Here is a 14,929-nt window from a genome sequence, read left to right as displayed (position 1 = left end):
GGTTCGGACAGATCGTCCTTGGGTACGGCCGGGGGCCTGGATCAGAGCGCCGCGCGTCCAAGCGCGGTCGACAGCAAGTCCGAAAGTTCCTTGACTGACTCCGGCGCGAGTTTCCCCCGGGCCGTGATCAGGTAGAAATCGACGGTGACGTCGGGTTCGACGATGACGGCTCCCTCGATCCCATAGTGCGCGCATTTTCCCCACGCGAAGGCCGGGACAACCGCGCCTCCGGAACCGGCGGCCGCCATGGCCACGACCGTTTCGATGTGGTTGAACTGGCCGTGGGCGGGACGGCTCACGCCGCATGTCTGGAATTGCTTGTCGATCAACTGCTGGATGGGGCTGGATGGCGGCAGTTTCAGCAAAGGCAGTTCGGGCAGGTCCGTCCAGCGCAGGGTGGGAAGCTCGGACAGCGGCGTGGGCAGGGGGGCGTGGTGGCTAGCGCGCACATAGATCAGCCGCGAGCGGAACAGGAGATTGCGCTGGATGCCCGAGATCGGCTTGAAGAAGATGCCCAGCCCGCAATCGAGGTCGCCCGACTTGACCTGCTCCTGGATCGTGGACGCCTCCGCATCGATGAGCTGCAAGGAAAACTGCGGGTGCGCGTCGCGGAACTCCTGATAGATGATGGGCAGGAAAGAGGCGGCGAGCATGGGCGTGCATCCGATGCGCAGGCTCCGCTGCTGCTGGATCTCCAGCTTGGCGATCTCGCCGACGACCTGGGTCAGGTCGTCCGTTGCCCGCAGCGCAAACGGCAGCAATAGCGCACCCGCATCCGTCAGGCGTACCGATCGCGTCGTCCTGTCGAAAAGACGGCATCCGAGCTGACCTTCGAGTTCGCGAATCATGATGCTCAGGCCCGACTGTGTCATGTGGGCCTTCTCCGATGCGCGCGTAAAGCTGCCCAGTTGCGCGACGCTGACGAACGCCGCGAGTTGCCGGCTTGAGATATTCATGTGGATCGCTCATCAATTGATCAAACATCCACAACTAAGCGACGGATGTTCCTACCTATGATAGCGGCCAGACAGAAATGAGCGACATCCAACATGCCTTCCAACTCATGCGAGCACGGCCCTGAGCTGGTCACCGTCAGGGAAGCCTCGTTCCATCTTTTCCGCGGTCTTGGCTTCGATCGCATCTTCGGCAACCCGGGGTCGACCGAGCTGCCGATGTTCCGGGATTTTCCGCCGGACTTCCGGTACGTACTGGGGCTGAGCGAGTGCGGCGTCGTCGCGATGGCCGACGGATATGCCCAGGCATCCGGCCGCGCCGCGCTTGTCAATCTGCATTCCGCCGCAGGCGTGGGCCACGCCATGGGAAGCATCTTCACCGCGTATCGGAACGCAACGCCGCTAGTGATCACCGCGGGCCAGCAGGCGCGCTCGATGCTGCCCTTCGAGCCGTATTTGTATTCGATGCAGCCGACCGAATTGCCCAGGCCGTATGTGAAATGGAGCTGCGAACCCGCGCGGGCGCAGGACGTGCCGTTGGCGCTGGCGCGTGCCTATCGCACAGCGATGCAGTATCCCCGGGGGCCGGTGCTCGTGTCCGTTCCGGTCGATGACTGGGACGTCACGACGTCGCCGGTTCCGGCCAGGGAGATGGACTTCACCCTCCGTCCTTCGCGCACTTCCATCACGGCTATCGCCGATGCCCTCCAGGCGAGCAGGCGGCCGGTGTTCGTCGTGGGGTCGGAGGTGGACCGGGACGGCGCATGGCATCGGATGGTCCAGCTTGCCGAGCAGCAGAATGCCTTGGTGTGGGTCGCGCCCGCTTCGAGCCGTTGTTGCTTCCCCGAGAACCATCGGCTCTTCGCCGGCTTCCTGCCCCGCAGCCGGGAAGGCATCGTCGCCGCGCTGGCAGGCAGCGATCTGGTCGTGGTCGTGGGTGCGCCGCTGTTCACCTATCACGTCGAGGGTGCCGGTCCGCACACGCCCGCGTCCGCCGCCGTCTTTCATGTCACCGACGACCCCAACGCGGCCGCCTGGTGCCCTGTGGGAACCTCCGTCATAGCGAGCATCCGTTCGGCTGTCGATGAACTGCTGGCGACGTGCGGACCTGTCGACCGCACCGCGCAGAAGGGCCGGATCATGCCATCGCCGATCGGTATCCGCGAGGCGGTCATCGACGTGGCGTCGATGCTCCAGGTGCTTGCCGACTGCCGGCCGGAGGACAGCATCATCGTCGAGGAAGCCCCCAGCATCCGCGGAGACATCCAGGAGCGTCTTCCGTGTTTGCGGCCCGGTTCGTTTTTTACCGCCAGCAGCGGCGGTCTCGGCTATTCCCTGCCGGCCAGCATAGGCGTTGCGATGGCCAGGCCGGGGGCGCCGATCATCGCTCTGATCGGGGACGGTTCCAGCATGTATTCCATCCAGGCGATATGGACAGCGGTCGAGCACGATCTGCCCATCACGTTCGTCATCGCGAACAACCGCGGTTATTCCGCGCTGAAGAAATTCGCTCGCGTGTTCGGGATGGATGGCGCCCTGGGCTCCGACATCCGCGGCATCGATTTCGTCGCGCTGGCCCAGGGCCAGGGATGCGACGGCGAGCGCGTTTCCGATCCCGAAGCGCTGGAGCGGGCACTCGGCACGGCTTTCGCGCGGAAGGCCCCGTATCTCGTCGAGGTGGTCCTGGCCTAGGTCGGCCGGCCCGCGTCCCTTGTTCACAGGTTGTCGAAGGAGAATCCGATGTATTGCGAAGCAGCGAAAAAAAGCCTGTCGCGCCGTCTTGCTCTGGGCCTGCTCTTGTTGTCTCCCGTGGCCATAGCCGGGGCCGAGGATGTTGCGGCCTGGCCCGGCAAGCCCATCCGTCTGGTCGTCAATTTCGCGCCCGGCGGCGCCGTAGACGTCGTGGGGCGCGCGGTCAGCGCCGCGCTGCTTCCCCGCATCGGGCAGCCGGTCGTGGTCGAGAACCGGGCGGGAGCGGGAGGAGGCATAGGTGCGGAGAACGTGGCCAAGTCCGCCCCCGATGGCTACACGCTGCTCGTCAGCGCGGGCACCTTGTTCTCTATCGGCCCCTATGTCTACGACAAGATGCCGGTCGATCCCTTCAAGGATCTCGTGCCTGTCGCGCCCGTTTCGCGGGGTATCCAGTATCTGCTGGTTCGCAGCAGCTTGCCGGTCAAAGACGGTCGGGAATTCCTGGAATACGTGAAGAAGAACTCGGCCAACATGACCTACGGATCGGCGGGCAACGGCAGCGGACCGCATCTGGCCGGAGAGATGTTCAAGGCGAAGACGGGAACGTCGGCGCTGCATGTGCCCTACAAGGGGGCCGCGCCGGCGTTGCAGGACCTGTTGGCCGGGCGCCTGGACTATGTGTTCGACCCCGGTATCGGGCTTGCCCAGCTCGCAGGCGGCAAGGTCCGTCTGCTTGCCATAGGCGGCAACGACCGGGTATCGCGCTTTCCCGATGTGCCCACTCTGGGCGAGCTGGGCGTCAAGGGTTTCGACGCCGAGTCCCTGTTCGGCATCTACGCCCCCGCGGGTACGCCGCCGGCGCTCGTGAAGAAGATCAATGCGGAGATCGGCAAGGCGCTCGATACCGAGGCGATCAAGTCCGCCATCCTGTCGAACGGAGCCGAAGTCGTCACGCCGATGAGCCCCGAGGCCTTCCTCAAGGCATTGCGCCAGGAGGCGGGCCGGTTCGGACCGATCGCCAAGGAGCGCGGGATACGCGCGGATTGAAAAACGAGATGACCACCATGTTGAATGCATCCTTGATCATCGACGGCAACGATACGGCGGCCCAGGACGGTGGCGTGTTTCAGCGCATCGGGCCGATCGGCGCCGATCCTGCGTCGGTGGCGCCGGCCGGAACGGTAGCGGACGCGGTGCTGGCGGTCGACGCCGCCGCCGCTGCCTTCGCCACCTGGAAGGAGACGGGGCCGGGCGAACGCCGCCGCCTGTTGAACGAAGCTGCCCGCTGCCTGGAGCACGCGGCGCCAGCCCTGGCCGAGGCCATGGTGGCCGAACTCGGCGCCACGGAACTCTGGGCGAAGACCAACCTGCACCTGGGCGCCGAGATGCTGCTCGAAGCGGCCGCGCTGACGACGCAGGTCTCGGGACAGGTCATCCCCTCCGACGTGCAAGGCAGCATCTCGCTGGCCGTTCGGCAGCCGGCCGGCGTCTGCCTGGGCATCGCGCCGTGGAATGCGCCCGTCATTCTCGCGGTGCGCGCCGTGGCCGCGGCCTTGGCCTGCGGCAACACCGTGGTCCTGAAAGGGTCCGAACTGTGTCCCATGACCCACTATCTCGTGGCCAGGTGTTTCGTCGATGCGGGCTTCCCCCCCGGTGCCGTCAATTACGTCGTGAACGCGCCCAAGGATGCCGCCGCGGTCGTCGAGGCGCTGATCGCGCATCCGGCCACCCGGAGAGTGAATTTCACCGGATCCACGAAGGTCGGCCGAGTCATCGGCGGTCTGGCCGCGACCCACATGAAACCCGCGCTGCTGGAGCTGGGCGGCAAGGCGCCGCTCCTGATCCTCGAGGATGCCGACCTCGACGAGGCGGTGAACGCGGCGGCATTCGGCGCGTTCGCCAACTGCGGCCAGATATGCATGTCCACGGAGCGCGTGATCGTTGCCGAGGCGATCGCCGACGCGTTCGCGGACAAGCTCGTCGCGCGCGTTTCCTCCTTCGCTCCGCCCCGCGCGCAACGCGGGCCGCTGGGTTCCGTGGTCGGCAGTCATACCGTCACCCATTGCCGGGCGTTGATCGACGAGGCGACGGCAATGGGTGCCCGGATCCTGCTTGGAGGGACGGCCGACGGAACCTTCATGGATGCGACGATCGTGGACGGGGTCACCCCGGCGATGCGGGTGTTCCGTGAAGAGAGCTTCGGGCCCATGGTTGGGCTGGTCCGATTCAAGGATGAAGCGCAGGCCATTGCCCTGGCCAACGACAGCGAGTATGGCCTGTCCGCCGCGATCTTCAGCCGCGACATCAACCGGGCCATGGTGCTCGCGCGGCAGGTCGACTCAGGCATCTGCCATATCAATGGGCCGACGGTCCACGATGAACCGCAGATGCCTTTCGGTGGAATGAAGGAAAGCGGACTGGGGCGGTTTGGCGGTGACGCCGGCATCGAGGCGTTCACGGAGCTGCGCTGGATAAGCATCCAGACGACGCCGCGCAGGTATCCGTTTTGAACGACTGGCTGACACTGAAGGAGAAAGCCATGAAAGGAATCGCTTGCATCGCCGCGGCAGCGCTGCTCGGCATCGCCGGCACCGGTCACGCCGCCTATCCCGAAAAAGCGGTGAAAGTGGTGGTGCCTTACGACCCAGGCACCGGCGCCGACATACTGGCGCGCACGCTGGGTCAGCAACTGGGCGCGATCTGGAATACGCCGGTGGTGATCGAGAACCGCCCGGGCGCCAGTACCGGTATCGGCGCGGCCCATGTCCAGGGCTCCAGCGCGGACGGCTACACGCTGATGCTGGTTGCCAACACGCTGGTTCTCAACAAGAGCCTGCGGCCCAAGGCGCCCTACGATCCGGTCGGCGGCCTGGTGCCTGTCCTTCCGGTTGCCATCGGCCAACTGACGCTCGTCACCCATCCCAGCCTGAACGTCGGGTCGGTCGCCGAGTTGCTGGCGCTGGCGAAGAAGACGCCCGGACAGGTCGATTATGCGTCGCCGGGCAACGGTACGCCGCATCACCTGACGATGGAGCTGTTCAAGCAGGCCACCCAGGCAAACCTGACGCACGTGCCGTTCTCGAACACGGGCGGCGCGGTCCAGGGCCTGCTCGGCGGCCACGTGAAGACGATGTTCCTGCCCATCCACGTCGCGCTGCCCCACGTGAACAGCGGGAAGCTGCGACTGCTTTCATCGGGAGGCACCCATCGCGCAGACGCCACGGCGAACGTGCCGTCGTTGACGGAGGCGGCCGGCGTCGAGGTGGATGGCGACATCTGGTACGGGCTCTATGCGCCGAAGGGCACGCCGGCCGCGATCGTGCAGAAGTTGAACGCCGATGTCAACGCGTTGCTTCGGAAGGACGACGTGCGTTCCACCTTCGAACGCCAGGGGCTGACGCCCACGGGAGGAACGCCTGAGAGCCTGGGCGACCTGACCCGCAACGACCTGAAGAAGTGGACCGAGGTGGTCAAGGCCGCCAATATTCAAGAAGACTGAGGGCACCATGCAGATTCATGCCATCCATACCGCCGACCAGGTCCGCCTGCACCTGGCATTCTTTCCGCCCGCCGACAAGAGCCGCCCCGTCGTGCTGTGCACGCACGGCGTGGCCAACGCCTTCTACAACACACCGCTGTGGGAAGTGGCCCAGGCCATTCATGCCGCCGGGTGGGGCGTGGCCTTGTTCAACAACCGCGGGCACGATTGGGTCTCGGCCAATCCCGTCGATGCCAGGTGGATAGGTGCTGCGCATGAACGGATCGAGGATTGCGCGCTCGACTTCAAGGCCGGGCTGGACTGGCTGCTGGGGCAGGGGTACCGCAAGCTCGTCATCGGTGGGCACAGCCTGGGCGGATTGAAGGCGAACTATGCACTGCGCACCCTGGACGCCGGCAGTTTCATGGGATTGGCCATGTTCTCGTCGCCCCGCCTGCCCGACGAACAGGTCTGGAACTGGGCCAAGCATGAAGCGATCCTGGACCAATGCCGCGCCCTGACCGAGGCTGGCAAGGGACAGACGCTGATGGAAGTGGAAATGCCGACGAACACGCCGGCGATGCGCGGCCTGATGTGCGCGGACACCTATATCAACAAGTACGGCCCCGCGGCGGAGACGACGGTGCTGCGCGCTGCCTCGGACATCGCCGTGCCGGTGTTCCTCCTGGCCGGGACGAAAGAGCATCCGCAGCTCACGTTCTCCGTCGATATGGAAACGGCGCTGATCAACGCAAAATCGGTCACGCGCGTGGCCGTCGATGGTGCTGACCACCTCTACACGGGCCGGTCGGATCGGGTGGCCAATGCCTTCGCGGACTGGCTTGGGACGCTGGGCTGACAGGCCTGCCGCTGGGCAAGCTGGCGTTTGCTAAACTGCCGCGTTTAGCAGCCCAGCGCCCTGCCGCCCGGCTTCCGGTCTATCGGGCGACTGTTCTGCCAGGCTGACATCGGACGCGCTCGGCTGCATCGAATCTTGTTGCGCTGTCGGGACGTTATGGCGTGGGGTGGCTTTCGAAAGTATGTCCTGGCGGTATCGCTGTTCATGGCGATGCTGGCGCACCTTGGCGCCGGGCCGGCCAGCGCGGCTGAGTTCGCCGACATCCGCGGCGCTTGCTGGGCATCCGGCGGATTGTCGGATGATATTGTCGCGATAGCCTGGTCGGACGAGCGATGGTCCTGCGCCGATCGAGAATTCTCCATCGATGCCGAGCGCGTGCTGCTTCGTTTCGATCTGGGCCCGGACGGCCCCCTTCCCCGGTACTTTCTGTCGAGGCGCAGCGCGCTCCAGGCCGTGCATCTGCTTGCGATCGACCAGGACGGCGCGGTCCGGCAAAGCACCATTCCCGCCGCCGCCTTGCCCAGCTCGATGGTCGGCGGGTACTTCAAGGCTTCCCTGCCCGAGGTGACGCGCGCGACCAGGCAGGTCGTCGTCGCCATCGACCTGCCCAGCCACCGGATGTCGCTGGAGAGGGCCCATCTGGTATCAGTGGATGCCGACGGCGACGGCACCGGTGCCTCGCGGCTCCTAGTCATCGTTTCCGCGCTTGCGGGCATGCTCGTCATGCCGCTGATCTTCAATGCGGCGTTCTATCAAGTCCTGCGTAAACCGTTCGTGCTCTGGCACTCGGCTCTCACGCTGTCGCTGCTGATGACCTTGCTGGTTTCGTCGAACATCTCGGTCGTGCTGTTCGATCCGCCCGCCATGACGTTGAGCTGGATGACGACGGTGATCTTCGGGGCGACCATCGCGTCCGGAACGATGTTCACCTACAGCTTCATCGAGCCTGGACTGATGCACCCCGTTCTCCGGCGCATGCTGCCGTATTGCGCGGTGTGGGCAATATTCCTGAGTGCATTTCACGCGGCGTTCCCGTTCGTGGCGCGGCCCGTGCAATCGAGCGCCTACACGGCGGCGTTCGCGCCCATCCTTATCGTTTTCATCCTGTCGATGGTCGACGCGCTGCGCCGCGGAAGCCGTGCCGCGAAGTTCCAGGCGATTGGATACACGCCCATGGTGCTGGTCGGACTGACCCGCCTGGTGACGGGGGTGACGCCCTGGTTCCACAGCGCCGATGCCATGCTCATGTTCTACGCGGGTTGCCTGTGTGAAGTCCTCTTCACGACGCTGGGCGTGGCGGACCGCTTCGTGACCATGAAGCGGGAGCGGGACCGCGCGCGTACCGAAGCCTATTTGCTTGAACGGCTTTCCGAAACCGACCCGTTGACGGGCCTGTTCAACCGGCGGGCGATCGAGAGGCAGTTCGCGCAGCGTCGAGCCGAAGGCTTCGACACGCTGGCCGTCATCGATCTCGATCATTTCAAGTCGATCAATGACTTGAACGGGCACGCGGTGGGAGACGCGGTGCTCAGGGCCGTGGCCAGCGCTATCCAGGCCGGCCCGGACGTTGCGGCATACCGCCTGGGCGGCGAAGAGTTCGTGCTTCTCCTGCGTGGCGGCGATGCCGGTATCGAGGCCGAACGGCGCCGACAGGCGATCCCTGCCCTCGTGGCCGATACCGTTCCGGGGCTCGGGCGACCTGTTACCGCCAGCATGGGCGTAGCGGCTGCCTTGGGCGACGAAGGTTTCGTGGCGCTTTACGAACGGGCCGACAAGCTGCTTTACGAAGCCAAGAGCGCGGGGCGGAATCGAACCCGGACCGCTGCCAGGCCGACGACAGAGCCTGGGATCTTGCCGAGCGAACGCGCGACGGTCGCATAGGTACCGCCAGCGGTCCAGCAGGCGGCGCGGCCCTGCCTATCGCTCCCGCAATGGCCGCCGGAATTGCACCGCCTCGGCCATGTGCGGGCTTCCGATCTCGGCCGCGCCCGCCAGGTCCGCCACGGTCCGCGCCACCTTCAAGACCCGGTGCGCCGTGCGCGCCGACCACGCGAACTGCTTCATGGCCTGTTTCCACAAGGCTCGGGCGGCGGCATCGGGACGGCAGTGGGTGTCGACCTGTCCGGGCTCGAGCGCCGCGTTGGCGCAGCCCTGGCGGCGATGCTGCAGGTCCAGGGCGGTCTCGACTCGCCGGCGTACGGCGGCGCTGGGTTCGCCGGGGGGCAGGTCGGCCCAGTCGTCGCCGGCGGCGGGGACTTCGACCTGGAGATCGATGCGATCGAGCAGTGGACCGGACAGGCGGGCGCGGTAGGCGGCCACCTGGTCGGGGGTGCAGGCGCAGGCCTTCACGTTGCTGCCGTGCCAACCGCATCGGCAGGGATTCATCGCGGCCACGAGCTGAAAGCGTGCCGGATACTCGGTACGGTGCTGGGTGCGCGCGATGGAGACGCGGCCGGTTTCCAGCGGTTCGCGCAGGGTGTCGAGCACGTGCCGGCCGAACTCGGGCAACTCGTCCAGGAACAGCACGCCCAGGTGGGCGTAGGTGATTTCTCCCGGCCGGGGGCGCGCGCCGCCGCCTACCAGCGCGGCGCCGGAAACGGAATGGTGCGGCGCGCGGAAGGGGCGCAGGCCGAAAGTTGGAGCAGGACCGGGGGCAAGGCTGGCGATGGCGGCGGCTTCCAGCGCATCGTCATGGCGCAGGGGTGGCAGCAGCCCGGGCAGGCGCTGCGCGAGCATGCTCTTGCCCGAGCCCGGCGGCCCCAGCATCAGCAGATTGTGGCCGCCGGCCGCCGCGACTTCCAGCGCGCGCCGCGCGCCGTACTGGCCCTTGACGTCGGACAGGCAGGGCGGTGGGCCGGCCGTGGCATCGACGTGGCAGGCGGTGACGGACAGCATCTGTTTTTCTTCCAGGTGCGCCACGACGTCGCGCAGCGTGGCGGCGCCGTAGACCCGTAGTCCCGGCACCCGCGCCGCCTGTCCGGCGCTGCCGGCGGGCAGCAGCAGCTCGGCGCCCGGCTGGCGCCGCGACAATGACAGGGCAATGGCCAGGGCGCCCGCGATGGGCACCAGCGCGCCGGTCAGCGACAGTTCGCCGGCCAGCACCAGCCGGGCCAGCGGCGGAACTGCATCCTGCGCGCGGGCGCGCCCGGCCAGCGAGGGCATGGCGATCTGCCCGGATGCCAGCAGCACGCCCACCGCGATGGGCAGGTCGAAACGCCCGGATTCCTTGGGCTGGTCGGCAGGCGCGAGGTTGACGGTCAGCCGGCCCGCCGGGAAGTCGAAGCCGGAGCTGAGCAGCGCGGCCCGCACGCGCTCGCGGCTTTCGCGCACTTCGGTATCGGCCAGGCCGACCATGGTGAAGGAGGGCAGGCCTGGCGCCAGGTGGACCTCGACGCGCACCGGCGGCGCATCGATGCCGGTCAGGGCGCAACTGGCAAGGACGGCGAGGGTCATGGCGGCAGGGGGAAAGGAAAGCCGCAGTATCCGTCCAAACGGGGCAGGCCCGGCGGCCGGGCGGGACAAAGGTGTCCCAGCGCCGGCCGCTCTTTCATGTCGCCTTGCTCAATGCCCCTTCGTCATGCCGTGGGGATCGATGACGAATTTCTTCGGCGCGCCCGCGTCGAATTCGGCGTAGCCCCCCGGCGCCTCGTCGAGCGAGATGACCTGTACGCCGACGATGTCCGCGATCTTGATGCGGTCCCACAGGATGGCCTGCATCAGCGCGCGGTTGTATTTCATGACGGGCGTCTGGCCGGTGAAGAAGCTGTGCGATTTCGCCCAGCCCAGTCCGAACCGGACGCTCAATGCGCCCTTGCGCGCCGCCGGGTCGGCCGAGCCCGGGTCGTCGGTCACGTACAGGCCGGGGATGCCTATCTTCCCGGCCGCGCGGGTGACCTCCATCAGCGAGTTCAGCACGGTGGCGGGCGCCTCGTGCCGCGCGCCCTCGTGGCCATGGCCCCGCGCCTCGAAGCCCACCGCGTCCACGGCGCTGTCGACTTCCGGCACGCCCAGTATCTGCGCGATCTGGTCGCCCAGCGAGGCGTCGCGCGACAGGTCGACGGTCTCGAACCCCACCTTGCGCGCATGGTCCAGGCGCACGGGATTGACGTCGCCGACGATGACCACCGCGGCGCCCAGCAGGCGGGCCGAGGCGGCGGCCGCGAGCCCGACCGGTCCCGCGCCGGCCACGTAGACGGTGCTGCCCGGTCCGACCCCCGCGGTTGCCGCGCCGTGGTAGCCGGTGGGCAGGATGTCCGACAGGCAGGTCAGATCGCGGATCTTCTCCAGGGTGCGGTCGCGCCCGGGCAGCTTCAGCAGGTTGAAGTCGGCGTAGGGAATCATCACGTATTCCGCCTGGCCGCCTATCCAGCCGCCCATGTCGACGTAGCCGTAAGCCCCGCCGGCGCGCGCCGGGTTGACGGTCAGGCAGACGCCGGTCTGCTGTTCCTTGCAGGTCTGGCAGCGGCCGCAGGCGACGTTGAACGGCACCGAGACGATGTCGCCCTTGCGGAGGAACTCGACGTCCTGGCCGGCCTCGATGACCTCGCCCGTGATCTCGTGTCCGAGGATGAGCCCCGCCGGCGCCGTCGTCCGCCCCCGGACCATGTGCTGGTCCGAGCCGCAGATGTTCGTCGTCAGGACCTTGAGGATGACGCCGTGGCGGATCGCCCGGCCCTGTGGATTCTCGAGTTTGGGAAAGGGGATCGCCTGGACTTCGACGACGCCTTGCCCGACGTAGGCAACGCCACGGTTTCCTGTCATGTCTACCTCTCTTCGGTGTGGGAAAACGCTAGCCCGCCTGGTGGGCGGGCACGGGTTCGGGGGCGGGCGCCGATTGCTCCTGCTGGATCAATTCCTCCAGCAGGCGGCGACCGCGCAGGGGGCCGCTGTCCACGACGATGGCGAGGTTGACGGGATTCTCCCGTTGCGGCGCGGTCAGCGCGGCGTGCTGCAGCTCGACTACGACTTTGTCTTCGGTGTGCGTGGCATCGATGGCCTGCCGGATGTATTCGGTCAGCGCCGGTTCGTCCTGGCGGAACCGGCGGATGAAGGCCCAGAAGTAATGCGAGGTGCCCTCGGTTTCCGGCGTGATCAGGTGCATGACGACGCCTTCTATTCTGCCCAGCCCGTCGCCCGGCTGCATCGCCTCGCAGCCGACCTCGATGATGCAGGTGGAAGGCGCGTGGTAGTTCACGGTATGCCAGCGGTGGATGGGCTGCCGGAAGCCGCCCAGGTGCGCGTAGAAAGGCGGTGCGTGCGCGCCCACGACGTCGCGGTGGACGCTGACGACGTTGCCCTCCTGGCCGACCTTGATGGGCGATTGCGCGACGGCTGTGTTGCCGATGGTCCGCCCGTGCACGAAGGCGACGTGCGACAGGTCCAGCAGGTTGTCGTTGAGCAGGCGGTAGTCCGCTTCCAGCCGGCAATAGCCCGCGCTGGGCACCCAGTCCGGGTGCTTCATGCGGCCGACGTCCGGGGGCGAGGACTGTCCGGCCAGGGCCGGGTCGCCCAGCCAGATCCAGATCAGGTCATGCCGTTCCTGGATGGGAAAGGCGCGCACGCGCGCGGCCGGCGGTATGCGTTCCTGGCCCGGTATGGCGGTGCATTTCCCGTCGGCGCCGAAGGCCATGCCGTGGTAGCCGCAGACGAGCCGGTCGTTCTCGACATGGCCGAAGGAAAGCGGCAGGCGGCGATGCGCGCAACTGTCCTCCAGGGCCGCGACCTGGCCGTCGTCCCGGCGGTACAGGACGACACGGATTCCCAGGAAGGTACGCGCCAGCAGGTTCGCATGAACCTCTTTCGAAAAGGCCGCCACGTACCAGGCGTTCTTCATCCACATGAGTTGCTCCTTACCCTTGATGTGCGTTGACCGTTCCGACGGCCGCCTCGGCTTGCAGCCGGCGCGCGCGATTGGGGCCGACGTCCACGCGGATGTCGACCGTCGGGGCGCCGGCGAACCGCCGCATGTTGCGGTGCTGGGCTTCGATGACGGCCTTGTCTTCGTTGAATGTCAGCTCGACCTGCTCGCGGATCGCATCCGTCATGTCCGGCATGCCGGGATGGGGATTGGTGGCGACCGTCCAGAAGTAGTGGCAGGTCGTTTCCGTTTCCGGCGTTACGCCATGGAACCCGCGGATATGCAGGCCGCCCCGGTCCGGGTCGTCCAGCGCGCCCGAACCGGCATCCATGGCGCCGGCCCATATCAGCAGGTGGCTGCCGTGGAACTCGATTTCCTGCCAGCGGTCCACCTTGCCCGCGAACGGCCAGGCCAGGCCGTAGGTGGGGGGCGGGTCGGAATCGGGCATCAGGCGGACGATCCGCAGGATGTCGCCGGACTGCTCGACCTTGATGGGCGCGTGCATGTGCAGGCCTGGATCGCCGCCTATGGTCTTGAGGTGCACGTAGGCGAGATGGCTGAGATCCAGCAGGTTGTCGTGCACCAGCTGGCTGGGGGCGTCGTAGTGGACGACGCCACCGCGGAATCGATAGCGGTCGTCGCCGTGCACGCCATAGGCCGGTGGCGGTCCGGGCGGCGTGGCGGCCTCGCCGTCGCCGAGCCAGATCCAGAGGATCTGGTCCTGTTCGCGCAGGGGATGGCTCCTGACCCTGGCGCGGGGCGGAACGGTGGCCTGCCCGGGGATTTCGATACAGGCGCCCCGCGCGTCGTAGAGCAGGCCGTGATAGCCGCAGCGCAGTCCACGGTCCTCGATCGTTCCCAACGAGAGCGGCAGGTGGCGGTGGCAGCATCGGTCCTCCAGCGCCGCGACCCCGTCCGCGGTCCTGAAGAGGACGACCGGATGCCCGAGCAGGATTCTCGCGACGGGCTGCCCCTGGAGTTCCCAGGAAAAGCCGGCGACATGCCAGCGGTTCTTCGGGAACGCGGGGGATGATGGTCGCGCGGTCGCTTCGCCGTCATGTTTCATTGCGGTCTCCCTTCGCATTTTCCATATTGCAATTCAGTGCACTGAATCAGTTTATGCAAAGCCATTTCGGAAAGCAAGATACGGCTGGAAAAGCCCGAAAAATAGGGGAAAACGTGAACGGAGAATTCTCTTGTTGCCGCTCCAGGCTGTCGCTATGCTAGCTCCAATTCAGTAAGCTGAATTGCTTTCGGAGAAGAAGACATGAATGACATGGATGAGACAGGAAACCGCCCGCGGCGAGGGAGCGGGCCACCGCCCGGCACGACGTCCGAGCGGCGGGCCCGCATCGATCTCGCGGCCTGCTATCGGCTGGTCGCGCACTTCGGCTGGACCGACCTGATCTATACGCACATTTCCATGCGGGTTCCGGATTCGCACGATCAGTTCCTGCTGAATCCGTTCGGCTTGGCGTTCGACGAGGTCACGGCTTCGAATCTCCTGAAGGTCGACCTGGAGGGAACGCTGGTCGAGCCGTCCGGGCACGAGGTCCACAAGGCCGGCTTCGTCATCCACAGTGCCATCCATGCCATGCGCGAGGATGCCAACTGCGTGCTGCACCTCCACACCCGTGCGGGCATGGCGGTGTCCGCGCTGGAGGAAGGGCTGTTGCCGCTGACGCAGCACGCCATGCTCTTCCACGGACGGATCGGCTATCACGAGTCCGAGGGGCTTGCCCTCAGCCTGGACGAGCGTGCCCGGCTGGCGCGCGACCTGGGCGACAACATCGTCCTGATGCTGCGCAACCATGGAACGCTGGTGGTCGGAAAGACCGTGGCCGAGGCTTTCAGCATCATGTGGCACCTGGAGAAGGCCTGCCAGGCGCAGCTCGACATCCTGGCCTGTGGCCGTCCGCCCCGGCTGCCGCCGGCCGGCATCGCGCGGGAGATCGCCAGGCTGGGATTCAGCGATGCCAGGCTGGACGAATACTCCACCGGCAAGAGCCCGCTCGGCCACAAGGAATGGCCGGCCATGCTCAGGCTGGCGGACAGGGTGGCGCCGGGCTTCAGGGATTGAACGGGGGCAT

General features: G+C 66.8%; 12 protein-coding genes. 7 read left to right on the top strand and 5 right to left on the bottom strand.

All coding sequences use genetic code 11. The annotated features are described in order from the left end of the window. Positions 1-41: 41 nt before the first annotated feature. A complete protein-coding gene (locus WKR98_RS03710) occupies positions 42-956 on the bottom strand; it encodes a LysR family transcriptional regulator (protein ID WP_341432100.1) in 915 nt (304 codons plus the stop codon). Positions 957-1,049: 93 nt separating this feature from the next. Here WKR98_RS03710 and mdlC point away from each other — a divergent pair, with 93 nt between their 5' ends. From mdlC to WKR98_RS03680, 6 genes are all read left to right on the top strand, one after another. Next, positions 1,050-2,645 (top strand): benzoylformate decarboxylase, encoded by a 1,596-nt coding sequence (mdlC, locus tag WKR98_RS03705; protein WP_341432099.1) that lies wholly within the window; start codon positions 1,050-1,052, stop codon positions 2,643-2,645. 48 nt (positions 2,646-2,693) lie between these two features. Next, a complete protein-coding gene (locus WKR98_RS03700; RefSeq protein WP_341432098.1) occupies positions 2,694-3,692 on the top strand; it encodes a Bug family tripartite tricarboxylate transporter substrate binding protein in 999 nt (332 codons plus the stop codon). A 17-nt stretch (positions 3,693-3,709) separates the two neighbouring features. Continuing rightward, on the top strand, positions 3,710-5,155 hold the full coding sequence (locus WKR98_RS03695) for an aldehyde dehydrogenase family protein (protein ID WP_341433788.1): 1,446 nt from the start codon (positions 3,710-3,712) through the stop codon (positions 5,153-5,155). A gap of 29 nt (positions 5,156-5,184) precedes the next feature. After that, positions 5,185-6,144 (top strand): Bug family tripartite tricarboxylate transporter substrate binding protein, encoded by a 960-nt coding sequence (locus WKR98_RS03690; RefSeq protein WP_341432097.1) that lies wholly within the window; start codon positions 5,185-5,187, stop codon positions 6,142-6,144. A 7-nt stretch (positions 6,145-6,151) separates the two neighbouring features. Next, positions 6,152-6,982, top strand: coding sequence for an alpha/beta hydrolase family protein (locus WKR98_RS03685; RefSeq protein ID WP_341432096.1), 831 nt, complete (start codon positions 6,152-6,154; stop codon positions 6,980-6,982). Between the two features lie 204 nt (positions 6,983-7,186). Then, entirely contained in the window at positions 7,187-8,863 is a 1,677-nt protein-coding gene (locus WKR98_RS03680) for a sensor domain-containing diguanylate cyclase (protein WP_341432095.1), read from the top strand. Between the two features lie 36 nt (positions 8,864-8,899). Here WKR98_RS03680 and WKR98_RS03675 read toward each other — a convergent pair whose 3' ends face one another. From WKR98_RS03675 to WKR98_RS03660, 4 genes are all read right to left on the bottom strand, one after another. Continuing rightward, entirely contained in the window at positions 8,900-10,435 is a 1,536-nt protein-coding gene (locus WKR98_RS03675; protein ID WP_341432094.1) for a YifB family Mg chelatase-like AAA ATPase, read from the bottom strand. A 108-nt stretch (positions 10,436-10,543) separates the two neighbouring features. Then, entirely contained in the window at positions 10,544-11,743 is a 1,200-nt protein-coding gene (gene fdhA / locus WKR98_RS03670; RefSeq protein WP_341432093.1) for a formaldehyde dehydrogenase, glutathione-independent, read from the bottom strand. A 28-nt stretch (positions 11,744-11,771) separates the two neighbouring features. Then, positions 11,772-12,821, bottom strand: coding sequence for an aromatic ring-hydroxylating dioxygenase subunit alpha (locus WKR98_RS03665; protein ID WP_124691922.1), 1,050 nt, complete (start codon positions 12,819-12,821; stop codon positions 11,772-11,774). A gap of 10 nt (positions 12,822-12,831) precedes the next feature. Continuing rightward, entirely contained in the window at positions 12,832-13,905 is a 1,074-nt protein-coding gene (locus WKR98_RS03660; RefSeq protein ID WP_341432092.1) for an aromatic ring-hydroxylating dioxygenase subunit alpha, read from the bottom strand. Positions 13,906-14,106: 201 nt separating this feature from the next. Here WKR98_RS03660 and WKR98_RS03655 point away from each other — a divergent pair, with 201 nt between their 5' ends. Further along, positions 14,107-14,919, top strand: coding sequence for a class II aldolase/adducin family protein (locus WKR98_RS03655; protein WP_341432091.1), 813 nt, complete (start codon positions 14,107-14,109; stop codon positions 14,917-14,919). Positions 14,920-14,929 lie beyond the last annotated feature (10 nt).

The organism is Pigmentiphaga sp. YJ18, assembly GCF_038066655.1.
Taxonomy (GTDB): Bacteria; Pseudomonadota; Gammaproteobacteria; order Burkholderiales; family Burkholderiaceae_B; genus Pigmentiphaga.
The sequence above is the reverse complement of the archived record's forward strand: the minus strand, read 5'-3'. Positions and strand labels throughout refer to the sequence as shown.